Source organism: Silvibacterium sp., assembly GCF_047605705.1.
Lineage (GTDB): Bacteria > Acidobacteriota > Terriglobia > Terriglobales > Acidobacteriaceae > Silvibacterium.
In genome coordinates this window covers 95,705-119,367 of the sequence record NZ_JASGFD010000001.1, presented here as the reverse complement: position 1 = coordinate 119,367, position 23,663 = coordinate 95,705, and the positions used below count along the sequence as shown (strand labels likewise).

General features: G+C 57.1%; 19 protein-coding genes. 8 read left to right on the top strand and 11 right to left on the bottom strand.

Annotated features, from left to right (window positions below; all coding sequences use genetic code 11):
* Positions 1-12: 12 nt before the first annotated feature.
* The gene (locus tag QM649_RS00410; protein ID WP_415197016.1) at positions 13-351 is read right to left on the bottom strand and encodes a hypothetical protein; all 339 of its coding nucleotides are present in this window, start codon (positions 349-351) and stop codon (positions 13-15) included.
* A 243-nt stretch (positions 352-594) separates the two neighbouring features.
* Between QM649_RS00410 and QM649_RS00405 the strand changes: the two genes are divergently transcribed.
* A complete protein-coding gene (locus QM649_RS00405; RefSeq protein ID WP_415197015.1) occupies positions 595-2,949 on the top strand; it encodes a tetratricopeptide repeat protein in 2,355 nt (784 codons plus the stop codon).
* A 143-nt stretch (positions 2,950-3,092) separates the two neighbouring features.
* Here the strand turns inward: QM649_RS00405 and QM649_RS00400 are convergent, their stop codons facing one another.
* On the bottom strand, positions 3,093-3,986 hold the full coding sequence (locus tag QM649_RS00400; RefSeq protein ID WP_415197014.1) for a helix-turn-helix domain-containing protein: 894 nt from the start codon (positions 3,984-3,986) through the stop codon (positions 3,093-3,095).
* Between the two features lie 247 nt (positions 3,987-4,233).
* Between QM649_RS00400 and cynS the strand changes: the two genes are divergently transcribed.
* Together cynS and QM649_RS00390 are read left to right on the top strand one after the other, a co-directional pair.
* The gene (gene cynS / locus QM649_RS00395; protein WP_415197013.1) at positions 4,234-4,704 is read left to right on the top strand and encodes a cyanase; all 471 of its coding nucleotides are present in this window, start codon (positions 4,234-4,236) and stop codon (positions 4,702-4,704) included.
* 21 nt (positions 4,705-4,725) lie between these two features.
* Positions 4,726-5,199, top strand: coding sequence for a DUF1348 family protein (locus QM649_RS00390; protein WP_415197012.1), 474 nt, complete (start codon positions 4,726-4,728; stop codon positions 5,197-5,199).
* Between the two features lie 98 nt (positions 5,200-5,297).
* Here QM649_RS00390 and QM649_RS00385 read toward each other — a convergent pair whose 3' ends face one another.
* Both QM649_RS00385 and QM649_RS00380 read right to left on the bottom strand, forming a co-directional pair.
* The gene (locus QM649_RS00385) at positions 5,298-5,921 is read right to left on the bottom strand and encodes an outer membrane beta-barrel protein (protein ID WP_415197011.1); all 624 of its coding nucleotides are present in this window, start codon (positions 5,919-5,921) and stop codon (positions 5,298-5,300) included.
* A gap of 53 nt (positions 5,922-5,974) precedes the next feature.
* Positions 5,975-8,878 carry an Ig-like domain repeat protein gene (locus QM649_RS00380; RefSeq protein WP_415197010.1) on the bottom strand — a complete coding sequence of 968 codons (2,904 nt, stop codon included), beginning with the start codon at positions 8,876-8,878 and terminating at the stop codon, positions 5,975-5,977.
* 406 nt (positions 8,879-9,284) lie between these two features.
* Between QM649_RS00380 and QM649_RS00375 the strand changes: the two genes are divergently transcribed.
* The 5 genes from QM649_RS00375 (at position 9,285) to QM649_RS00355 (ending at position 12,890) form a co-directional block, all read left to right on the top strand.
* Positions 9,285-10,118: a hypothetical protein gene (locus tag QM649_RS00375; protein ID WP_415197009.1), complete on the top strand. Its 834-nt coding sequence runs from the start codon at positions 9,285-9,287 to the stop codon at positions 10,116-10,118.
* A gap of 136 nt (positions 10,119-10,254) precedes the next feature.
* Complete coding sequence (locus tag QM649_RS00370) at positions 10,255-10,998, top strand: sugar transferase (RefSeq protein ID WP_415197008.1); 744 nt, start codon at positions 10,255-10,257, stop codon at positions 10,996-10,998.
* A gap of 86 nt (positions 10,999-11,084) precedes the next feature.
* Positions 11,085-11,846 (top strand): RNA polymerase sigma factor, encoded by a 762-nt coding sequence (locus QM649_RS00365; protein WP_415197007.1) that lies wholly within the window; start codon positions 11,085-11,087, stop codon positions 11,844-11,846.
* Complete coding sequence (locus QM649_RS00360; protein ID WP_415197006.1) at positions 11,843-12,340, top strand: hypothetical protein; 498 nt, start codon at positions 11,843-11,845, stop codon at positions 12,338-12,340. The genes QM649_RS00365 and QM649_RS00360 overlap by 4 nt, the downstream gene beginning before the upstream one ends.
* A gap of 4 nt (positions 12,341-12,344) precedes the next feature.
* A complete protein-coding gene (locus QM649_RS00355; protein WP_415197005.1) occupies positions 12,345-12,890 on the top strand; it encodes a periplasmic heavy metal sensor in 546 nt (181 codons plus the stop codon).
* A gap of 41 nt (positions 12,891-12,931) precedes the next feature.
* On the opposite strand, the gene QM649_RS00350 is transcribed toward QM649_RS00355, so the two are convergent.
* The 7 genes from QM649_RS00350 to QM649_RS00320 form a co-directional block, all read right to left on the bottom strand.
* A complete protein-coding gene (locus tag QM649_RS00350; RefSeq protein WP_415197004.1) occupies positions 12,932-13,891 on the bottom strand; it encodes a hypothetical protein in 960 nt (319 codons plus the stop codon).
* A 284-nt stretch (positions 13,892-14,175) separates the two neighbouring features.
* Positions 14,176-14,973, bottom strand: coding sequence for a sugar phosphate isomerase/epimerase family protein (locus QM649_RS00345; RefSeq protein WP_415197003.1), 798 nt, complete (start codon positions 14,971-14,973; stop codon positions 14,176-14,178).
* A gap of 85 nt (positions 14,974-15,058) precedes the next feature.
* The gene (locus tag QM649_RS00340; RefSeq protein ID WP_415197002.1) at positions 15,059-16,630 is read right to left on the bottom strand and encodes a GMC oxidoreductase; all 1,572 of its coding nucleotides are present in this window, start codon (positions 16,628-16,630) and stop codon (positions 15,059-15,061) included.
* A 25-nt stretch (positions 16,631-16,655) separates the two neighbouring features.
* On the bottom strand, positions 16,656-17,369 hold the full coding sequence (locus tag QM649_RS00335) for a gluconate 2-dehydrogenase subunit 3 family protein (protein ID WP_415197001.1): 714 nt from the start codon (positions 17,367-17,369) through the stop codon (positions 16,656-16,658).
* A 105-nt stretch (positions 17,370-17,474) separates the two neighbouring features.
* Entirely contained in the window at positions 17,475-18,494 is a 1,020-nt protein-coding gene (locus QM649_RS00330) for a sugar phosphate isomerase/epimerase family protein (protein WP_415197000.1), read from the bottom strand.
* 239 nt (positions 18,495-18,733) lie between these two features.
* On the bottom strand, positions 18,734-21,091 hold the full coding sequence (locus tag QM649_RS00325) for a GH92 family glycosyl hydrolase (protein ID WP_415196999.1): 2,358 nt from the start codon (positions 21,089-21,091) through the stop codon (positions 18,734-18,736).
* Position 21,092: 1 nt separating this feature from the next.
* Entirely contained in the window at positions 21,093-23,513 is a 2,421-nt protein-coding gene (locus QM649_RS00320) for a glycoside hydrolase family 2 protein (RefSeq protein ID WP_415196998.1), read from the bottom strand.
* Between the last annotated feature and the right edge of the window lie 150 nt (positions 23,514-23,663).

Genomic DNA, 23,663 nt, shown 5'->3' with positions numbered 1-23,663 from the left:
AAAGAACTCGGGTCAGAGAATTTCGTCAAAACGGGCCTGCTCCAGGGATCTGCTGCAGAGCCACAGCCGGCCGTCGGGGAAGGCGTGCAGGTGCAGGCCATGTTGCTGGAGCAGGCGCGGCAGGGTGTTTGCGCAAGGGGTATCCGCCTCGGCCGCGTAAGCCGTTACGACAATCCACGAAGCTCCGCAGGCGGGACAGACCGGTGGCGCGGAGGAGACGTCAGGCCCTGCGCCGTATCGGGAGCTGTCGTCGGTGGATGAGGTGCGGGAGGCAGGCACTCCGCCGGGGGTAAGGACAAGGGTGAGCTTCCGCTGCTCGATCTCGATGGAGACATGACGGGTCCGTTTCATCGGCGCCTCGCGTCGCTGGACTCCGGCTGGAATGCAAGAACTCTCTTCCCGGCATGGCTTGTGAATGCAATTTGTTGTCTGAACTTACGGCAGTGTGCAGGCATAATGGCTCCGATCCTTGCTATGCGGTTCGCGCTACCCGGGACAGGGCTTTCCGGGGCAGACAGCTTCTGTCTGCGCACACCATGCCCCTCCGCTCGCCGCGCTGTCCTCAAGCGGTCTCAAAACTTCTCAGGGGTTCTCATGCCCGGTTTATTGAAGGAAATCAGCAGCTTGCGCTTTGGGCAGTTCACGCTGGACAGGCGTCTGCGTGAGCTGCGGCGCAATGGAGAACTGCTTCTTGTGCCGGGGAAAGCCTTCGACCTGCTGTCCTACATGGCGGCTAATCCGGGCCGCCCGCTCAGCAAGTCGGAGCTGTTGGATGCCGTGTGGCCGGAGACCACGGTCGAAGAATCCAATCTGAGCCAGAACGTCTTCCTGCTGCGTAAGGTGCTCGGTTCGTCCGGCGACGGTCCTATTAAGACGCTGGCTGGACGGGGATATCAGTTCGCCGCGGAGGTCATCCCGGTCGAAACCGATCCGGACCCCTCCCTGTCCGGCGTGTCGTACTCATCCCTGGCCTCGGTGACTGTCGAGGCGACGGAGACGCGGGTGGTAGTTCGCGAGGATGTGGAGGAGTCAGTTCTTCCGATCCGGCAGATCGTTTTCTGGGCGGCCGCCGTGCTGGCGCTCGCGGCGCTCGCGATTGCAGGCTGGCTGTGGCGGCAGCGGTGGCTCGATGGCTCGGAAGGAGCAGCGGTCAAGGTCGTGATTGTGCCTATGGAAGGCACCACGGGAGATCCGTGGCTGGACAAGTCTCTGGTCCAGGCGCTGCGCATGGATGTAGCCCAGAGTCCCTATGTCTCGGTTGTGCCGGCCTCTACCGTAAGCGTGACGCTGACCCAGATGATGCACAAGCCGGACGACGCGATCACCGCGGAGATCGCCCGCGAAATCTGCGAGCGCACGGACAGTCAGGGCGTCCTGTCCGGGAATATTGCGAGGCTCGGCCAGCACTTTCTGGTGACCGAAGAGGCCAGCAGTTGCGTGGATGGCGCCGTGCTGGGGCAGGCGAAGTTTGAAGCGGTGCGGGCCGAGGATCTCCCCCACGCCATTGATACGGTAGCCGCGAGCCTGCGCCGGAGCCTGGGTGAGTCGCGCCGCAGCATCGCGCGCTTCAGCATGCCGTTATTCCACGAAAACACTCCGTCGCTCGAAGCGCTGAAGGCCTTCACTCAGGGCACGCAGCTGATCCGCGAAGGGAAGGTGCCCGAGGCGATCAGTCTTCTCAAGACGGCTGTCGCCGCAGATCCGAAGTTTGCCACGGCGCAATACAACCTGGCCGTGGCTTATGCCACGGCCGGTGATGACCTGCATGTGCGGGATGCGATCGCAAAGGCTTATGCCTTGAAAGACACGGCGATGAAGCCCACGCAGTTCGGCATCGTGGCCATGTATGACTCCGTATATACGGGCGATATGTACGATATGGTGCGTAGCTACCAGAGCTGGGTCGCTCTCTATCCCAATTCTTCGCAGGCGTGGAGCGGCCTGGCCAATGCTCAGCGGGGTCTGGGTATGTTTGCGGAGGCGCTGGCCAGTCAGCAGCGCACCGTGGAGCTTCTGCCTCACGAGCAAGGCATGCTCGCCAACCTCGTCCTCGACCAGATGATCAACGGCGATCTGAAGGGAGCGCACTCTACCCTGGAGCGGGCGCTCCACGACAATCTCGACGGCGACGGCATCCGCGTCCGCTACCTCCTGCTCGCATACATGCTCCACGATCCGGCTATGCTGCAGGCACAGCAGGTCTGGCTTGCGTCGCATCCCGATGCGACGGCTGTCCTCGGTATCGAATCGCAGATCGCCATGGCAGAAGGCCGATTCTCCGATGCGCGCAGGCTGTTAGGCCGTATCCGCGATCAATATCGGCAGCAGGGGCTGTTTGGCCAGGATGACGAGGCGACCAAGTTAGGCGCCGTCGATCTTATGCAAAGCGGCGATATGGAAGCCGGCAGAGCACTCTTTCGCCAGTCGCCGATAGATCCGGAAGAAGGCCAGGAGGTGCTGGGGCTCGCTGTTTTAGGCGACTCTCAGGATGCTCTGAGTGCCATGCATGCCAGCGAGGTCAAATATCCGCGCTCCACGATGACTCAACTCTTTTGGGGGCCGAGGGTGCGTGCGGCTATCGCCATGGCCCAGCACCGGCCGGCCGATGCGGTCAGGCTGCTCGAAATGATTCCCCGCCCACTTGGGGAGACCGCTTTGCCTGTTCCGTGGAGCCGCGGCACCGCGTATCTTGCTAGCGCCCAGCCAGCCGATGCCGAGAAGGATTTTCGCTGGGTCGTCGATCACCAGGGAATCGATGCCTCCTCGCCTTACATCCCGCTTTCGTGGCTCGGGCTTGGAGAGGCCCTGGCTGCGCAGGGAAAGAAGCAGGACGCAATCGCAGCGTATCGGCAATTCTTCACGCTATGGGCGCATGCCGATCCGGATGCCACTTATCTCAAGCAGGCAAGACAGGAGTTCGCTGTTCTGTCGTCTGAGACCGCGAAATAAGTCGAGCGCATCTCTGTGCCAGATAGATATGTATTCTATCTGACTATTCCGGATACTCATTCCCGCTTTACTGCTTCAGTAAAGATAGGAAGAAACTCGAAATCTTAAGAGGCTGGGACATCGGGTGTCTGACTCGTCGTGAGTTACTGCGCACCTCGCCAGATTGTCGGCGTGATGCCTTCTTTCCGTCGAAATGTGCGCGTGAAATGGGTGTGATTGGTGAACCCTACTTCGCTGCCAACTTGAGAAACAGAGAGGTGGCTAAATCGAAGGAGCCACTTTGCCCGGTTGAATCGCTGATCCAGCAGGTATTGATGCGGAGTTTGTCCGGTGGCATTGCGGAAGAGCCGTGCAAAGTGAAAGGGACTCATCCCTGCCGAAGCTGCGATCTCTCGCAAGGGCAGATCTCGATGTAGATTGTCCGTTATGAACTCAAGGCTGGACTTCAGCGTCTTGGGAGATAAGCCACCTCGTAATTGAGGAAGTTTGATTTTTTCGTTGGCATGGCGTTGCAGCAGGAGTGTCGTTAGCGAGAGGCCGAGCAAGTCGCCATATAGAGTTCCGAGCGGCCATCCTTCAGTAGCTTCCCGCCCTATCTCACCTAGCAGGGCTCGCAACGCTTCATCATGAAAATTCCATTGCGCTTGAAAAGAAGGTTGCAGGCCATATTTGAGTTCGTTCGCGAAGTCGCGCACAAAACCTGCATCCAGTGAAACTACAAACCGTTCCGTTCCGCCTTTCCAGCGTAAACGATCGCGAGTGCCGGGAGGCAGAAGGATGAGCGCGCCGGTCAATGGACGTTCGACCGCGTTCTTGCCGTCGCACCACCACTCGAGTTCTGGGCTCCCGCTGAGTTGCAGGTGCAGGCAGAAGCTTTCGTGTTCATGTTCCGGCACTTCCAGAGTGCCTAAATGATGCTTCTCGCTCAGAAGCCTGGGCCAAGGCGATGAGATGACGTCTCGGTCTTTGGCTGGATACAGTGAAACCGCGACGTTGTTGCGGAGAACCGAGATTCGGGATCCTGTTCCGCGCCTCATTTTTAGATGATGCTTCTTGCGTGGGTTTATAGCAAGAAATGCATAGTGTGGGCCGTTGACCTCGCTAATCTCGGAAACACGGATGCATGATCGTTGCTATCCGACGGGCCCAGATTGTGAGATGAATGAGACCGCAGATCGTGCCGTGAAGTTCAGTCGGAGTGCACCGAAGCTTTCGCGCTGCAGGCCTATGACAGTTCAGTTCTTCCGATGAAGTCCAAAATGTTTGTTTAGAAAAGGAGTCTTCATGCCGCAATCTCAAATCAGTCCGACCTCTCGTCACGCGCTGGCCGAGCATATCGTCACACTCAAAGCAGAAAGAGGCCTCACGTTCGAAGATCTGGCGAGTGATACCAACCTTAGCCTGGTCTTCGTAACCGCAGCTCTTCTTGGCCAACATGCATTGCCGGAAGACGCCGCGATAGCAATCGGCAAGCGACTCCAACTGAGTGACGAGCAGATCGCCTTATTGCAGACGATCCCGATACGGGGAAGCTTGCAGGATGTCGTGCCTACCGATCCGACGATCTATCGTTTTTATGAGATTGTCCAGGTTTACGGAACTACGCTGAAGGCTCTCGTGCACGAACTCTTCGGAGATGGCATTATCAGCGCGATCAACTTCCGGCTCGACATCAAGAAGGTCGAAGATCCCGAGGGCGGCTCGCGCGCGGTTATCACGCTCGACGGCAAATTTCTGACGACCAAACCTTACTAACAAAGTTGCGAAGGAGACACAATGTCAACCACAGCGCCAGCCTTAGTACCGCCATTCACCCGTGAGACGGCCATCCTGAAAGTGCGTAAAGCTGAGGATGGCTGGAATTCGCGCAACCCTGAGCAGGTGGCTCTTGCTTACACGCTGGACAGCGTCTGGCGTAACCGGGCCGAGTTCGTTACCGGCAGGGACGAGATTGTTCAGTTCCTGACTCGCAAATGGCAACGGGAACTTGAATATCGGCTGATCAAAGAGCTATGGGCATTTGATGGGAATCGCATCGCGGTGCGATTTGCCTATGAATTTCACGACGACACCGGGCAGTGGTATCGCTCCTATGGCAATGAGAACTGGGAGTTCAACGCCGAAGGGATCATGCATCACCGCCACGCCAGCATCAACGATCTGCGAATCACAGAGTCCGAGCGACTTTATCACTGGCCCCAAGGACGTCGCCCGGATCATCACCCAGGCCTCAGCGAATTAGGCCTTTGATTCAGGCGATTCTCCATCGAAGATGGGCTCAAACAGAACGACAGGATTGGTGCTTCAAGACGCTGCAATCGCTAGCCCTAGCGGATTGGCGATTGCAGTTATCTCTTTGTCGTCATCGGCGTGGACCAGCCGTGTAGACGATAACCGATGCCAAGTTGAACGCCACTGGGACGGATGCCGAAGTGTGGTTCGTCGGTGAAGTCAGGAGAATGGAACAAGTACTGATACTGATATTGGGCGCGTACAGACCAACGCGCATTGAGACGGTAATCGAGCCCGCCAGTCGGCGCGAGAGTGAAGAAACTTCCGCTTCCCAGCTCGAAGGGATAGTGGATGCGAACAGCACCAGCCTCTATCGCTGCATAGGGTCTCCATTGTGGACTGTGTAGAAAGGTGTAGCGGGGACCGGCAAGATAGTCGCTCTCGGTCTCGCCTTCAAAGCCCTGAAACCTCAACCAAGAGGCTTCGCCCTGCACACTGATGTGGTAGTTCCAGTTGAAGTCAGCATAGGCACCTATTCCTCCCAGACGATAACTGCTCTCATATGGAAATCCTGCGCGCAGATTGCTATATTCGCCGCCTACCCAAAGCGATTGGCCTGCTCCAGTGGAAGATTGCGCAACCTGCGCACTTGCGGTCATCATGGCGCTGGCAATACCGAAAACAACTGCTGCGCTGAGTGTGAGATGACGCAGAACAGATATAGGGATTGGCAATCTCATGACCCCTTGTTTTGTGTGCATTCTTGTCCTTCGCCGTGGTTACGCCCGGGGAGTCAGAACATCGACTTTACGGTCAGAGTTGTCGTGGCAGTCTTCGTTGTAGTGACGGAGCCGTCTACCGCAGTGCCTGTGATCGTGATGGTGTATGTGCCTGCCGGTGTTCCGCCGGTTAATGTGCCGGAAGAGCCGCAGCCGGTTATGGATGCTGTTGCCAGGAATGCACAGAGGAAGACGATCATCAGCCGTTTCGCCTTCCTTCGGCTGAGCCACGGTAATAGCAGCGTGAACAACCCGCTTGCGATGGCGAGATATCCGCGCTTGTACCACGTGACAAACCCTGCAGCGGACTGAGTCGGCGCATTGGTTACGACGGTTAGCTTAGAAGAACCGCTGCCCCCGGTAACAGTTGAGGGCGAGAGCGTGCAGGTGCTGTTACTTGGAGCGCCTGAGCAGGCAAGTGCGACGTTCAGAGTAAAGCCGCTGCCTGGAGTCACCGCGACGGTATAGGTAGGCGACTCGCCCGTGTACACCGTTCGGGAATCCGGAGTGATAGAGAGGCTGAAGGTAGAGGTAATGACCTCAGTGATGGTGTTCGATGTGCTGCTCGCATAAGGAGCAGAGCCTGCGTATACGGCACTGATAGAGTGCGATCCTACCGAGAGGCTGCTGGTCGAGTAGGTTGCAACACCGTCGTCAAGCGTTGCTGTACCCAGGCTGGTAGTGCCGTCGTAGAAGGTCACGCTTCCAGCCGGAGTGCTGGAGGGACCGCTCACTGTTGCCGTGCAGGTTACCGTTGCTCCATAAGCTGCAGGATTAGGAGAACAGCTAAGCGTGTTGCTCGACGTCAGCAGAGATTCGACTACCTGTGTGAGGCTGGCTGAGGCGCTTTCATGACTGCTGTCACCGCCATACTCCGCGGTGATGGTATGTGAGCCTACAGTGAGCGCGCTGGTCGTATAGGTCGCGGCCCCTGAAGACATTGTGCCAGTGCCCAACTCGGTCGAGCCGTCGTAAAACGTTACGGTGCCGGTTGGCGTATCGCCGCTGCTCGAAGCTGTCGCGGTAAATGTGACGCTCTCACTGTAGTAGGAAGGATTGAGGGAGCTGGTGAGCTTGAGCGTCGTCTCGTATGGGATGGTGATGAGCGCGATTACGCCATCATGACTGGAAGCATAGAGCGGTGTGGTGGAATCGTTGAGATCGACGAGAGGGAAGTCCGCACCGAAACGAGCGTAGGAGATGGATGTTTCGCTGCTGAGGTCTGAGGTGGTGAGGATGTGGTCGGTCTGCTCTGCGGAGCCATTTTCTACATAGTTGTAGCGATTCGTACTCGTATTTGCGCTCAGCGTGGTGAGGTTCGTGAGTTCGGGCGACGTGGTGGTGCTGCTTGCCAGAGTTACGAGGCTGGAAGACACGGGATCACCCACGATAGCTCCGAGAGTATCGACATAACCGTCAGAGAATTGAAAAGAATTGAAACCGCCAGCGATGACGACATGCTCACCATCCTCCTGATAGCTCTCGATGAGCGAGCTTAGATATTCCGCCTGGGCGTTACGCTGCGAGCGGACATCGGCGCCGGTGGAGGTGGAGTCGATATCGGTGCGGTCGAGCAATTCGGTGTTAATGACAGTGAGGTCGTAGCTGGAAGAGCTTCCGCGAGAGATCGCAACCTTTAGCACCAGAGGCGGACGGCCAAAGAGCGTGCTGGTTGTTCCCGACGAAGAGGTCCATGTGGAAGTAGCGCCGACTTGTGTAATGGACTGAAGGCTGATGCGGCCAGTCTCATTTATCAGGAAGCCGTTGGTGAGGCCGGTGGAATCATTTCCGGCTAACCAGTAGACCGTATACGTAGGACCACCGTCAGAACTGATCTGGCTGGCAAGTGCGGATAGCGCAGAGAGGCTTTGCGCCTCCTGCACGGCGATGATATCGGGTGAATTCTCTTCGTCTACGATGGCCAAGGCTAACTTCGCGATTCGCCGCGAGAAGGCGCTGGAGCTCACTGTGCTTGTGTCGTAAAGCTCATCGAGGTTTTGTTCGGCAATGGTGATCTGACCGTCTGCGGCGGCAGAAGCGGCTGTAGCTGTCACGGTATTGCTGGCTGTGAGCGAGCTGACACTCGAAGAAGTGAGTAGTAGACCGGTGTAGCCAAGCGTGCTTACGTGGTAGTCAATGATGCCAACGAGGTTGGAGCTGCCGGTATAAAGTGTGCCCGCTGCAGCATTGATTGCAGTGCCACCGAGCGTGGTGGTGTCAACGAGCAGCAGTTGGGGATTGCCGGACCATCGTGAGACCGTAGACGGCGCGGTGGAGGGCACGGTCTCAAGTTCGCTGATGCCGGTAGCGCGAAATGGCCGGTCACTGGAACTGTCGCTATCTGTGAAGACAGCCCAGAATTGGCCATTGGTAGTTGCAGTCTCGTCCTCTGTGGTTACCGTTCCGCCGGTGGCTTGCGTCACCAGAAGAGAGGAGCTGGATGGGACGTTAACTCGCATGACTTCGAACGGCAGCCATTCCCCGAAAGTATCCGCTGAGTAGAGAGAGCAGGTTCCATCGATGGCGCTGGACATGGTGCTGGCTGAGACTGCGGATGGAAGAGAGTTGCCGGTAGAGTTTGTGACTACATTCGATGTACTCGGAGAGCTGATGTAGATTTGTGTGCCCGCATAGTCAGAGCTGTTCGAAGCTTGTACGACGCCTGTAACCGTGACGCTGTTTTCCAGTACAGCATTCGTAGGCACGCCTGTTGGCGTATAGACATAAATGCCTTCTGCGGTGCAGACATTCGAGTCCCACTCAGAGTCAGGATTCTCGATGTAGAAGCCATCCGAGAGAACTGCAACGACAATGCCTATGGTGGTTACGGTGTCACCAAGGTAAGGAGAACTGGGCAGATCGATTTGGACCGCGTGGATATTTACCGTGGAGTCTGCCCACAGGGTCGGAGCGCACAACAGAGTTCCAAAGGCAAGGAAAGCTCTCACGACTGGGAGCGCTTTCCACTGTTTCGTGGGATTGTGCCGCACTGTCTTCTCCTCGGCGCAGGGACTCTCTGAATCTTGTTGCCGTGCAAAAAAGTTTGTTGGAGATTTCTTCCAAGAAACGCAACCCTGTCTTTGACGACAGCTTTATTCGAAGTCATTACAGGCTGTTATTTATTTTTTGGGTGTTCTGTAGCGCGGAGATGCTGCTGGTAGCGCTATCTCGTCGAGATGAATGCTCTTGAGGAGCAACGTACGGAAAGGATTGTCATAACTGAGGCAGATGTCATTTACTCAGAAAATGATTCGTCTGTATGCATATCGACGGAGTGGTGCGTCCAAGCTTAGTACGAATCTTTACAGGGGCGCACGTTGAAGCATGCAACATCTGTATCCGCAAACAAATGCCGGAGTCTTCTTCTCGAAAAAGCAGGATGGCACTGTAATTTCGAATATCCTGGCCTACCTGATAGCGGCCGGAATCGTTTGCTGCATCATTCTCGCTAACCAGAAGGTCTGGGAAGTGCTGCAAGGATTTTTCATCGCCAATGAAGTCTCTGGTGTAGTTGTCGATGCAAGATCGCATCAGCCAATCGCCGGCGCATCCGTCTGGATTGAAGAGGAAAGCGACCATAGAACCTACTCAGATCGTTTCGGGCGCTTCAGCCTGGTGCCAAAGAGCAATTTCAAGTTTGGACAGATCGTCACAATCCACACAAGCGATTCGGGCCATCAGGATGAGCGCTTGCAGTTTCGTGCAGGAAAATCTTTTCAACCTTTCGAGTTGCGATCGTCTGCGTTCATCGCGGCTCACGATACGTTAGGACAAGCGGAGCAGCAGGAGTTGTCGGACGCGCACACGGGCGCCACGTTAGTTTGCCGCTTTTATGGTGCGGCGGTATCCGGAGGCGTCCAGTGGAAGAAAGACGATAGCTGCTTGATTCCGCAGGCGTCGAAACTGAATTCGGCCTATCGGGAAACGATGCTGGTTTCTTCCGGAGGAGGTGCGGGATCCACGATGAAGATTGCCGATGTTCCTGCCGGTATCGAGTTGCGGATTACTGGAGACCATGACTGGTCTGTCGGCAATCCTCACATCGTGGGAAATCAGTTTTCTCTCTTTACGAATTGCATCCCCGAGATCGCTCCTGGTCCTGGATGCTCGGTCAGAGTCGACGTCATTGCTCACTATAAGACGGCTGATCGCAGCTAATCGCTGGCTGTTGCGAAGGTAAAAGTGGGCTCTAAATGCTAAGTGAAGGGAGTAAAGAGGCAGCTGCCAGTTTGAGTGAGAAGCTTGCGTGAATGCAAGGGCACTCCCCCTCAAACGCGATGTCGCCTTTAACTGCATGGCTACACCCGATTTTTTCTCATCAGAAATGGACTATCCCGAAGCTAGGCAGTATACCGGCTTTGTTCATGCCAGGAATGCGGCTACGGCGCCGGACGGTATCCCCGGTAGTTTTCCGATTGCCTCGTTTTCCTACAGGATCATCAAGCCTGCAGTTGACCGGGCGATCATTCTCCTTGCGGCACCAGTCTTATTGCCTCTGAGCCTGCTCATTGCGCTGATTGTTTTCGTCACTTCTCGAGGGCCGGTGCTGTATCGCCACCGCCGTCTGGGCCGGTTTCAGCAGCCAATCCATGTATGGAAGTTTCGTACGATGTATCAGAACAGCGACGAGCTGCTTGCGCAGCATCTGCATGATGACGCAGCCGCGCGCCTGGAGTGGTCGTCGTGCCACAAGCTGAGGGATGATCCTCGCGTGACGCTGATAGGCCGCTTTCTACGTAAGACCAGTTTGGATGAAATTCCTCAATTGCTCAATGTGCTGACTGGCGAGATGAGCATCGTTGGTCCCCGCCCGATTGTGAACGAAGAGAAAAGCAAATACGGGATGTATCTGCAGGCATTTTCATACGCGATGCCGGGGATCACGGGGCTGTGGCAGGTCTCAGGCCGCTGTGACCTTACCTATGAAGACCGGGTGCAGCTCGACGTGCGTTACGTAACACGCTGGAGCTTGTGGATGGAGGCAAAAATTCTGCTCCGAACCGTCCTGGTGATGATTCATCGCGAAGGGGCCTATTAAGAAGGGCTGGCCTGAGAGCTTCCCTCCAGAAAAAAAGAGCGGGATGTAATCATTTTCGCCCGGTCCCGCTACTCATGAAATAGCAGTTGCTTACCGAGGCTGCTCGTCGTGAACACATTGGCGGGCAGCCATTTTTCGGAAGAACTGTCAGATCGGCGGAAGCGCGCATCGCAGTCGGAAAACAGCCGAAGTGCCTGCCGCCAGCGGAATCGCTAGAGAAGCAGGGACTTCGAAAGATGAACGCGATAGCAACTGCCGACTGTATGGACCTGGCGCCCCACGGTGAAATAAAATCGCGCTTTGTGGAGAAGTCCCGGTCTGCCAGCGAGCTCGATGACATTGATGGGCTGGTGAGGACGTATCGAGCCCAGATTCTGCGATTTGTGACCTTCACGACGGGCGATCCCGACCTGACTGAGACAATCACGCAGGACACCATGCTGCGCGCTTATATGGGCCGTGAAAGCTTTCGCGGCGAGTGCAGTGTCAAGACCTGGTTGACTGGCATTGCCATCAACCTGACCCGCGATCACCTGAGGTCGGCTAAATACAAATTCTGGAAGCAGGCCAAGGCGACCGCAATCGACGTGCATGAGATGGCAGCGTTCCTGCCATCCGCAGGCTCAAGTCCGGAACGCCAGGTGCTGGCCAAGGAAAAGGTAAAAGAGCTTGCGAAGGTACTCGCGACACTTTCCATCAAGCAGCGAACCGTGTTTCTGATGAAGTTTTCGCATGAAATTCCAGTGGCAGAGATCGGTGAGATTCTGGGGATGCAAACGCACACGGTGAGAACGCACCTGCATCGGGCTCTCAGTGCAGTTCGCAGCCAGTTGGGAGCGAAACTATGAAGAAAGATAGCTCCGTACACCTGACAGAAGAAGCATTGAACGACGCGTTGATCGGCATGAGCTCTACTGAAGAAGATCTTCATCTTGCGGCATGTGAACTTTGTCGCGCGAAGCTGCAGGCATTCGAGTCGGACATGTTGATGTTCGACGAAGCGTCGCTGGCCTGGAGTGAGGCGCGATCCGCTACCATGCCCGCCATCGAAGTGCAGCGAAAGCGTCATAGCAAGTTGTTTTTCAACGCGGCATGGGCCATTTCGATGGCGCTCGTACTTCTTGTGTGCCTGCCGACGTTACACTTCACCCATGTTTTTTCCCTGCATCGGCACGGTTCGCTGACCACGGCCGGTGACAGCGAATCGCAGATTGCGCAGGACAATGAACTCCTGCAAGCTGTAGATGTGGCCGTAAACGCAGACGATTTATCATCCATGGGCGAGTACAGCACTTCCACCCGAATCCATCCGCACTCAGGCCTCCAAAGGAGCGCTCGTTAACGATATGCACCGTCGGTGGCTGAAAGTTATTTCTCTGAGTCTCTGCCTGCTGGCCGGAGCGGCTGTAGCTGCCCATGCGCAGGCTGGGGGGCCGGGCGGACCAGGTGGTGGGCCAAGAGGCCCCGGCGGGGGTGTGCCTGGCGGTCCGTCTTCTCCCACTCCGCCTGCGGCACCGTCATCGTCCTCTAAGGTGAATGGGAATGCGACGACGGGTGGTGGCGTGCAATTCGGTCCTCCGCGGCGCTGGTGGGATGACAAATCCGCAATCAAGAGCGTCGGTATCAGCGGCGAGCAGAAAAAGAATATGGACGCGATCTTTGATGCGAACAAGCCTGCGATCCTGGAGAGCTATCAAAAGCTCTTGAAGGAGCAGGCGAAGCTCACCGCGATCAGCAAAGATTCGCACGCGGATAAGGCCAGCTTATTTGCGGAGATTGATGCGGTAAACCAGGCGCGTTCTGCGTTGCAGAAGACGGTCGCACAGATGTATCTGCAGATTAGGCAACAGATGGATGCTCGGCAGATCGAAAAGCTCGAATCGCTTCAATAGAACGCGTCCCGTGACTGTTTACGGACGGATTCGTCTGGCTTTTAAGGCTGATCGCTTCCTAAACCTGCGGCCTCACGCAGCGCCCGGTCAATCTTCGACAGTCTCTTCCAGCCGGGAGGATTGTGGAGTACATAGGTGATGCCGGTCGAGACCGTGTCCGTATCTCTACGCAGGCTGTGATTGTAATAGCCATTGAGAAGCAGGTGCCCAGGCAGAGGAATTCCTGCCGCTACTGTGAAGCCGTTGTCTTCGCTGGCCCCGTTGCCGTAGCTTACTGTGCGTGACGGGCCATTCCCGTTCGGGTTTCCAATCGTGTAGACCGTCTGGCTGCCCATCGGCAGCTGTTCATAGGCGACTGACTCCACATAGTTGTTTCCCAGGAACCAGAAGATGGTGCCGACCTGGAAGTGCGCCAGCAGGCCAACCGAGTCGTAATCCTTACTCACGAGATTATTGGCTACGCTCGATGAATTTCCCAAACCGAGATCGAGGAGAAATCCCGCACGGCGGACATAGCGCTCTGTATGGTTATCGAGGTCGAAGGATACATGGCCGGTTCCGAGGCCCTCTTCCCGATCGCCACTCGGGGCGGTAAGGGAAGCCGTCGCGATATCGGTGAGGTGAGCCGGTCGCCACGTGGAGTGGAAGCTCATTAAGGTATCCCCTGCATCGAATGAATCCAGCACCTCAGGCTGGCTCGTGCTCGAATCATGATCCAGATTTCGCACGCGCAGGTGCATGTAGAGCGGAACGCTGACGTCCGCGGAATAATGATGCGAAAAGGTATAGCTTACGGCCGGCGTTGCGAGCTCGTACCAGCCCTGAGAAGAGACATGAACAGCGGAGTAGCTGAATCCGGCGTTCAAGCCCGAGAAGAGCGTGCTCATTCCAGGGACACGGGGCACAACGTTATTCGGCTCGGAGCCGGGCTTGGAGGCGTCGGACTGCTGAGCGCTCTGCTGTGCGTCTGCTCCGAGGCAGACACCCAGGGAAAGGACCATGCAGACTATACGGTAGAAAACGGACGACAAACCTCAGAGGCTCCGGTAAAGAAAGCTAAAAGTCACCTGCGACGGCCTCGCCTTTCCGGGCTGCTGGAAGAAAAGCGAATTGCCATTATTATGCCAATTCTTGCATTCCGCACGGGCAATCGCTGGTGGCGCCTTCAGACTCTGATGTTTTTAGACTCCCGGAGCCTGTAATGGTTTATGGCCCGAAGACAGAGCATGCTTAGCTATGGTGAACCGTGACCGGTGCTTTAGAGGTTTCTGCGGCGATCGTCTTCTTACAGCTTGCGCAGATATTCCGCGTCTACCTTGAGTGAGTCCTGCCAGGGCATGTCGAACTCCTCCTGCTCGACGAATGCATACTCGATATGTTGCGACTGGGCTGCAGCTGCGAAGATTTGTCTGTAATCGATGTTGCCTCGTCCCAGTTCGGTAACTTTGGCGTCCTGTGGCTGTGCTGTCGGCGTGGCTGGCAGCTTGAAGTCTTTTACATGCAGCATTGAGATCCGGTGAGGATAGTTCTTCAGGATTTTGGCCGGATCCTGCCCCGCCACGGCTGCCCATCCGCAATCCAGCTCGAAGGTCACCTTCGCGGGATCAGTCCATCCGAGGAGCTCGAAGTACGGCGTCTTTCCCTCCAGCGTTGCGAATTCGCCTACGTGGTTGTGATATCCAAATCGGACGTCGTGCGACTCCAGCGTCGTTCCCATCTCATTGAACTGTTCCGCGTTGTATTTCCAGTCGTCCAATGTCATCGCGGCGTTACCCCCCGCATTCCGATGCCCCGGGCTTGCGCAGATGATGAACTTCACGCCAAGCGCCTTGTCATACTCCAGAATTTCATCGAAGCGCGAATGGAGATCGTTGAAGGGATGGTGTGCGCCCACGCACTTCAGGCCCGCTTTATCTAGCGCTGTCCGGATTTCAGCCGCAGGTTTCTTCGGTAGCGCCGCGGCCTCTACAACAGTGAACCCAGCAGCGCTTACTCCTGCGAATGCAGCATCGAGGTCATCCTTCATCTGGTCGCGAACTGAATAGAGCTGTATCGCCAGCGGCAGCCCAAGCGGGTTCGCCATCGCTATCGAACTTCTGAAACCCATCGCCGCAAATGCCGCTACACCGCCTGCAAACTCCCTGCGTGAAATTCTCACCGTGCCTCCTCTAAATGTTTGCCTTTCCCATCTCGTCCGCAAGATACTCCGATGCCCGCATCGACAGTGCCAGGATCGTCATCGTTGGGTTCTGCCATCCCGCACTCACAAAGCTCGCTCCGTCCACAACGAACAGGTTCCTGTGGTCGTGGCTCTGGCACCACTTGTTCAGCACGCTCGTCTTCGGATCGTCGCCCATGCGGCACGTTCCTACCTCGTGAATGCTGTACCCCGGTGGGTTTGGAATTGCGTTCTTCGCCAGCACTTCGAATCCTGCGGCCTTGGCTACGGCGCTGCTCACCTCTACTGCATCCTGGGCCATTCTGTACTCATTGTCGGTATACTTTGTCTCGACCCGTAGCACTGGAATCCCCCACGCATCAACCTTCTGCTCGTCGATGCGTACGTGATTCTCATACCGACCCAGTACCTCGCCCATCATGCTCATGTAGAAGGCGCTGCCATCGTACTCCTTCTGCTTCGCTTCCAGCTCAGCCCCGTAAGCAGCGAAGTTCTTCGCATCCAGTCCGCCCATGCTGCTCGTCACGTTCAGCGCGTATCCGCGGAGAAACCCGTCGTGTTTCGTCTCAATGTTCCGGAACCTGGGAACGATTGCGCCACCGCCCATCAGCTCCTTGGTAGCCCTCCCGTTCCGCGCCTCCGGAACAGAGCACGTAATACCAGGTCCGTACACCTGATCCATCAGGTAATGCCCCATCACCCCGCTCGAATTCCCCAGCTTCGAGTTCAATAACAGCCGTGTGCTCTCGAGTGTCCCCGCAGCCAGCACCACAATCCTCGCTTTCACATGCATCTCACGCCGCGACAGGCGATCGACGAAGTGGCATCCATTCGGCAGCCCGGTCTGTTTGTCGACTGTGATCTCGCGCACGACTGCGTTCGCAACCGAGGTGAGGTTTCCTGTCTTTTCCGCATCCGGCAGTAACAGGTTCACTGAGCTCGCCAGCCCGTCCCGTCCTCGCGCTCGCCGTTGCTTGCATACCGCCATACCGTAAGGCTTCGCTGCCTTCACGAAGCGGTCCATCGACTCCGACCAGACATCGTCTACCGGAATAAAGTTGCCATCAGGCATCTGAGGCGGTCCATCCATAGCTCCCGCTACCTGAAAAATCTCTTCCACCCGGGAGTAGTAGGGAGCCAGATCCGCGAGGCCGATCGGCCAATCCTCTCCAAAGCCATCATGCGATTTGCTCTTGAACTCGTAGTCGCTTAGACGGAACGACTGCCGCGACCAGAAAAGCGAGCGTCCGCCAAAGAGCCGCACTCGCACCCAGTTATAAGGAGTTGCCGGGTCGAAAGTGTACGGGACCTCTTCTTCATCCACCCACACATTTGCATTGAACTCGTTCGCCTGAAAGACGTGCTCCAGCCTGCCTGGCGGCTTGAATCCACGATAGGGCAGGTCGTACGCCGGCATTCGTCTCGCATCCCGCGCCACGTCCGCGACCGGTCCGGCGTTCAAGATCAGGCATCGCGCGCCCTTCTCTGTAAGTATCTTTGCAGCCATCCCGCCTGCATGGCCGGACCCGATAATCAACACGTCGAAGTTCTTATCCGTCATCGCACCTGTGGCCTCTGCATCGTTTTCAACGCGGATAAGACGGCATAGCATGTGCCGCTTTCGGCGCCGCCATTCCATGCTGAGGCAGATGTGTTGCCGTCGCTCCCAGTCCTGCCATGTCCGGCTCGATCGGCGACCAGTACAGCCCGCCCGTTACCCAGTCCTGACCCGCAGCTGCGCTTGCATCGTTCCAGGCTTTCGAATTTCTGGTTGCAGTCCGTATATCTTCGTGCGCGATGTTGACGAAATCCGCATGAACTTCCGTCGGGGGATGGTCGCTCATCCAGGTCCGCAGCCAGGGCTTGATGACTGCGTCGGCCCGTGCCGCATCGAGTTCCGCAAACGATCGCTCGTACTTCTGCTTCGCCTCTGCATGCAACCAATCCAAGCCGCCCTGATAGACCTTCTGGCGCGGTTCCCCTGACTGTCCGATCAGAAAATCCAGAAATGCCGGGGCGCCCGCCTCCACGGCTCCGGGTTTATCTCCCAGAGCTGGCAGCAGGAGCTCGCAGAGTCGAGTCAATGCCGCCAGCTGCGTCGCCGTGAAGAAGCGCGTCACGCCGTCCGCAACGCCGTCCGCGGTCTCTGTCTCCGGTAAAGGCGTCTTTGGGTTCAGTCCCAGAGTCCAGGGCACTGGAGCCGGCGGAGGTGGCGCGGGAGTTGCCGTTTGCTGACTGAGCAGCGTATTCGGCAACAATCCCGCAACCGCCAGGGACCGCAAAAAGTCACGACGCAGCATAGGCTCTCCTTTGTTCGCAGAGAGACTACACTCCCGCTCTTACGCTGGTCCAATGCAAGTGAGAACTACACCGTTTGGTCGAGGAAGCGGAAAACGTATTCGGCTCTATTGGTTGTGACTGAAGGCTGCATCGAAGCGAGCGGAGGGGCGCTTCCAAAGCAGGGAACGAACAAATTTCACCGCTTCGGCTGCTCCATGGAGCCGATCCATACCGGCGTCTTCCCACTCCACAGAAAACGGACCGCCATAGCCGACCGCACGCAGCGTGCGGAACGCATCTTCCCACGGAACATCGCCGTGGCCCGTCGAGACAAAATCCCATCCACGTCGCGGATCTCCCCAGGGCAGATGGGAACCGAGGACACCTGCGCGGCCCTGCGCCGGGCAAAGGCGGGTGTCTTTACAGTGCACGTGAAAGATGCGGTCGCGGAAGTCCAGGATGAAGCCCACGGGATCGATGCGCTGCCACATCATGTGGGATGGATCCCAGTTGAAGCCGAAGCTCGGACGATGCTGGATAGCCTCGAGAGTGCGAACGCTGGACCAGTAATCATATGCGATCTCTCCGGGATGGACCTCGTGTGCAAATCGCACCCCGTGCTCTTCGAAGACATCGAGAATCGGGTTCCAGCGGCGCGCAAAATCTTCGTACCCCTCGTCGATCACCGACTCAGGCACAGGCGGAAACATCGCTACATAAGGCCAGATGCGTGAGCCCGTGAAGCCGACGACCGTATCGACATGAAGCTTACGCGCAACCTTCGCGGTGAGCTTCATCTCCTGCGCTGCGCGCTGACGGACCCCTTCGGCCTCACCGTCTCCCCATACCTGCTTCCGCACAATCGCCTCGTGGCGAAAATCGATCGGGTCATCGCAGACGGCCTGTCCGGCGAGATGGTTTGAGATGGCAAAGATACGCAGGTCGTACTTTCTCAGAATCTCCGTACGCTCAGCCAGATAAGCATCGTCTTCTGCTCCGCGCCACACATCGAGGTGCTCACCGGAGCAGGCGATCTCGAGACCGTCATAACCCCATTCCGAGGCCAGCCGGGCTACCTCCTCTAACGGAAGATCAGCCCATTGCCCTGTAAACAATGTGACCGGTAGTGCATCGGAATTCTGCATAAACTGCTCCCTGCGGCTTCCCATCTGTGTATGACCGGAATGCTAGAAATATGAGCGCACCTGAAGGCTGCCATCGCAGATGCGACGACAGCGTCGACAATTGCGCCGATCGCAGGCTATCAGATCGGGCTGACAGGATATCCAGTTCCTGAAATTCTGCGGTACGGAAATGGCTCCTGTGGTGATGAGAGATGAGCGTCCACATACCATGATGCCCGATCAAGAACCGCACGCAGATCTTAATGGTTGTCCTGAGGGTTGCGTGGTGTCAGAGGTTGGTCGCTCATCACAAACTGCAGCGTGCCCCCGTCCATGAGTTGAGCGTGTTGGATTTGCGAGTTCGTGATGGGCTTTCCGTTGAACGTAATCTTGCTGGCATAGATTTTGCCGGACTGTGCCCCCGGTGCCAAAATCCGCAGCATATGGCCGTTCGGTAGCCTGATAGAGATATGGTCGAATCGTGGCGCTGCCAATGTGTAGACGGGACGTCCCGGGCAGACCTGATAGAAACCGAGGGCGCTCATCACGTACCAGGCGCTGATCTGCCCAGCATCATCATTGCCCGGGATCCCCGCCGGCGTATCTGCATATTGTGTGTCCAGCAGTTGGCGAACGTGTTGCTGTGTCTTTGCTGGATCGCCAGCTAGCGCGTAGAGATACGCAATGTGATGGCTTGGCTCGTTGCCCTGGTCGTATGCGTTGTGCGCGAAAAGCGTATCGAGCTCGGTGAGAAAGCGCTGTCGCCCGCCGAGGTAGTCGATGAGTCCAGGAATATCCTGCGGCACGAAGAAGGTGTACTGAACAGGCAGCCCTTCCGTGATCCATGTGGCATGTTGTTCGGGCTCAAACGGCGTAATCCACGTGCCGTTTGCGTAACGCCCGCGAGCATAGCCGGACGTCGGATCGATTACATTGCGCCAGTTGCTGCCACGCTTACGGAAGGTTGCAGCGTCATCGTCATGCCCCAGCTGTGCTGCGAGGTCGCCAAGCATCGCATCGTCGTATGCGTACTCAAGAGTGCGGGAAATCTGTTCGTTTTTGTGGAAGGCCTCGTCCAGATGGTCTTCGAGCGGAATATATCCGTACTTGAGATACGAATCGAGACCACGTCTGCCTTTACCGTCGATATACTCAGCGCGATCGCTTGGCAGTTGCAGCGCACTCTTGCGCATCAACATGTAGGCCGTGTCGATATCGAAGTTGCGAATACCTTTTTCGTATGCGTCGATGAGCATCACCGCCCCGTGGTCGCCGATCATCTCCGAGGTGTAGCTGTTCCATGCGGGAAAGATGGGGAGATATCCGCCCTGCGTTCCTTTGTCGATAAGCGATTGCATCATGGAGGACTCGAGGCTTGGATCGAGAATCATCATGAGAGGCGCCTGCGCGCGGAAGATATCCCAGATGGAATAGTCATCGAACTCGGTGCTGCTGGATTTCACATGCTCAACAGTGCCATGATCGTGAAATCGAGGGTATGTGCCGCTTACATCGCTGAGCGTGCGCGGTTGCAGCATCGCATGGTACAGAGCAGTGTAGAAAATTGTGCGCGCAGGGTCATGGCCGTCGACCTGGATCTGGCTGAGTCGCTGATGCCAGGCGTCACGAGCTTGTTGCTCGACCCGGTCGAAGTTGAAATCGGGAATTTCGGTATCGAGGTTCCGCTGCGCTTCTTCAGCTGAAATGAAGGAGCTGCCGATGCGTACAGAGATCTCCTGCCCACGATGCACTGCGCCGAAGTGAAGGTAAATTCCAAAGCCCGGTCTCGGTGCGGAGGTTGCAAGGTGTGCGCTCGCTACGGAGCTTCCGCCAGCAGGTGAGCGCGTAGCAGCGATGTTGATGACACCGGGCGGCATGCCGTCACCGTGCTGCACGCTTTGATTGTCCTTCGAATGCGCGCCGATGTATGTGCCAAAGCTGCGTACCGGGCTGCTGAATCGTGCAACGAACCATGCGCTGTATCCAGCGGGCTTGCCAGAGCCTGCATATTCGCGGCGGATCGGGACTTCAGCTTCGACCTCGCATCCATTCTCAAGCACGGCAACCGAGCCCTCCCCTGCGCGTGCATTGTCTTCGAGCACTACCCATGCATCGGGGGCATCCTCAGTGAAACGAAAGCGCATAAGGCCCGCACGCGTGGTGCCAGTGATGGAGGCAATGGCGTGCGCGTCCTTCAACTCGACTGTGTACGCATACGGCGTAGCATGCTCGCTTGTGCGATCAAAAGATGAGGAGCGAGCCACAGCATCGGTGCGCAGTTCTCCCGTTCCAGGCATGAGCGTGATGCTGCCGTAGTCGGGTACGCAGCCTCCACTCAGAAAGTGCGAACCGCGAAAACCCTGAATGCGATTGTCGCTGTAGTAATAAGGCGAGACGCATTTCGTTTCTCCGGCGCGGGTCTGCGGCGTCCAGGATGTCATGGCAAAGGGCATGCCTGCGGCCGGATAGGTCTGTCCTTCGTTGGCAGTGCCAATGAGCAGGTTGACCTGGTCTTCTACAGCTGTTTGCGCGGCGAGCGGAAGGCATACTGCGGAAGCAAAAAGAAGAAGGGAAGAGCAGCGGCAGATGGAGCGGGCAACGAAGGCGTACATCATCATCCTAGACGCTCTCCTGCTCGACCGGACGAACTGCGATAACGACAGATTTTTCTCCGAAGTGAGCATGCTTCGCTGTCAGGCGCACAGTGCCGCTCGTGTGGGTGCTACGAACCCATACAGCAGCACTGCCGCCGGTGAGGGTGAGTACTGCTGGGCCGATCAATGTGGCTGGACCTTCAAGGCGCAACTGGATAGGATCGTCTGCCAACGGCCTGCGCGATCCGAACTCATCCGTGACCCGAAAGACGACACGCGTCGCATCCGCACCATCGGCTGCGAGTTCAGAATCATCGGCGGTGACATGAAATTGCCGCGAGACTCCGGAGCCCGACATCGTGCGTGTCGCCACTAACTTTCCGCCGATATATCCCTCTACCTTCAGGTCGCCCCAAGGCACATTCATATGCGCTGTACCGGGCTCGCTGAGCGGAAAGAAGAACGGAGGATATTGCAGGTGCGGAAAATCCTTATGGTTCGGGTCCAATTCGGCGACCTTCTGAAAGCCTGCTTCCGGTTTGTCGTAGTCGAGGATAGAAACCTTGATCATCTCGCAATTTGAGCAGAAGACCGCTTCAGTGAAGATCGTCGATTCATCGCCACGGGCCCAGTGGAAGGCAGGTTCGAGTACAATCTCTGTCTTCGGATCGACCTGCGATTTGTAGAATCCAGCAGCGGGCTTGGGCTCGCGGAAGATGTCAAAGACCCCGTGATAACAGATCCGATCACCCGCGCCAAAGCTGGAATGTGTGTTGTAGTCAAAGGCGCACCAGCCGATGCCGCCGGCATACTGCGCGTTCGAGGCAATCTGATCGTGAATGCGTGCATGACGGAGTGTGTGCTCGCGCTGCCGCTCATCATCGTCCGTCATGCGCGTGGGGTAGGTGTGGCCCACAAACTCGGTATTGAGATAGAGCGGATGGTTGGGAGCTCTCAGGGGGAACCCGAAATCATTGATGGTGAAAACATCCTCGAGTAATTCGGAACCGGCAAAGTTACGAATGCCTCCGGTCTGCCGGCTCGGATCAAGCGCGTGTGCGGCCTGGTTGGTGCGCGTGTAGAAGTCGTGATTGTCCCTGGATTCGTTGATGCGGACACCCCAGAGAATGATCGATGGATGATTCCAGTCGCGGCGGATCATTCGGGTAACGTTGTCGACAGCGAGGTCCTGCCAGGCAAGAGGCCCGATATGCTGCCATCCAGGGATCTCTTCGAGCACCAGTAACCCGATTTCGTCGCAACGGTCGAGGAAGTGGCGTGACTGCGGATAGTGCGAGGTGCGAACGATATTGCAGTGATATTCCCGGCGCAGGATATCCGCATCGCGACGCTGTGCGCGTCTCGGCATGGCCTGGCCGGAATATGGGAACATCTGATGGCGGTCAAGCCCGCGTAGCTTGATCACTCGACCGTTCAGTGAAAATCCCTTGTCAGTAAAACTTGCCTCGCGCACTCCGATGCGGCGGGTGTCTTCATCGATGCGCTTGCCATGCTCGAGCAGGCGCACGCGCACGGTGTAGAGGTGAGGATCATCAATATCCCACAGCCGCAATTTTTCTTTCGGCTCAAGCGTAAGCGTAACGCGATTGGGATCGCGCGTGGCCTGAGAGCTGGCCCACACCGGCGCGGGCGTCTTCGGAAGAGTGGCTGCGAATGTCTCAGGTGCTGCATCAATGGCGACGGGCGCAGTAGCGATAGCCACTACCCGGCTTCCCTCCAGCAGTTCCGCTTCCAGTGAAAGGCCGCGCGCATTTGCAGCGGAGGCGAGGAAGCTATCGACCTCGATGCGCGGTGCGGCGCCGAGCGGATCGATACTGCGCACGAAGATATTGTCGAGATACGTCTGCGGCACTATGCGCAGCGCGACTTCGCGATAAATACCGCCGAAAGTCATGTAGTCCACTTCACCGCCAAAGGGCGGAATGTCCGCGCGCTCGGTGGAGTCGAGTGAGACCGCGAGCACATTGTCTCCGGTCTGGCGCAGGTATTCAGTCAGTTCGAAGCTGAACGGGGTGTAGCCGCCGCGATACTCGTCGAGCTTGTGGCCATTGATCCACACGGTGGAAGCTACCATCGCTCCCTCGAAGTCGACGAAGACGCGTTTGCTACGTGCCGACGCAGGCAGGCGGAAGCGCCGTCGATAGCTGGAGAGGAACTGGTAATCCTTGTCATCGAAATCATGCCAAGGCAGTGCGACCGTGGTATGTGGCACCGTGACGGTCACAAAATCCAAGTCGTTGAACTCCGGCTGCTCAAATCCGGATACGGCCCTAGGTGAAAAGCGCCAGCCGCTGTTGATCGGCAAAAAGCGAACGGAGCCAGGGTCGTTCGAGCCGGTGCCCGCAAAGGCGAGCGGCGAAAACGACCCAAGTGCGGAGGCGGCAGTCAGGGCAGCGGAAGACTTCAGGAAAGAGCGGCGTCGCATGGGAGGGAGTCTCCTGTCGTGGGGCAAAGAGCTTCTGAGATAGAAATGCAGAGGGCTCTGGTTGTGAACCCTCCGCGAAGTCGAACATGGGATGCATGAGAAGGTAAGCTTCAGTCCGGCCTGCATCACACGCGGAGGCTCCACGCCTAC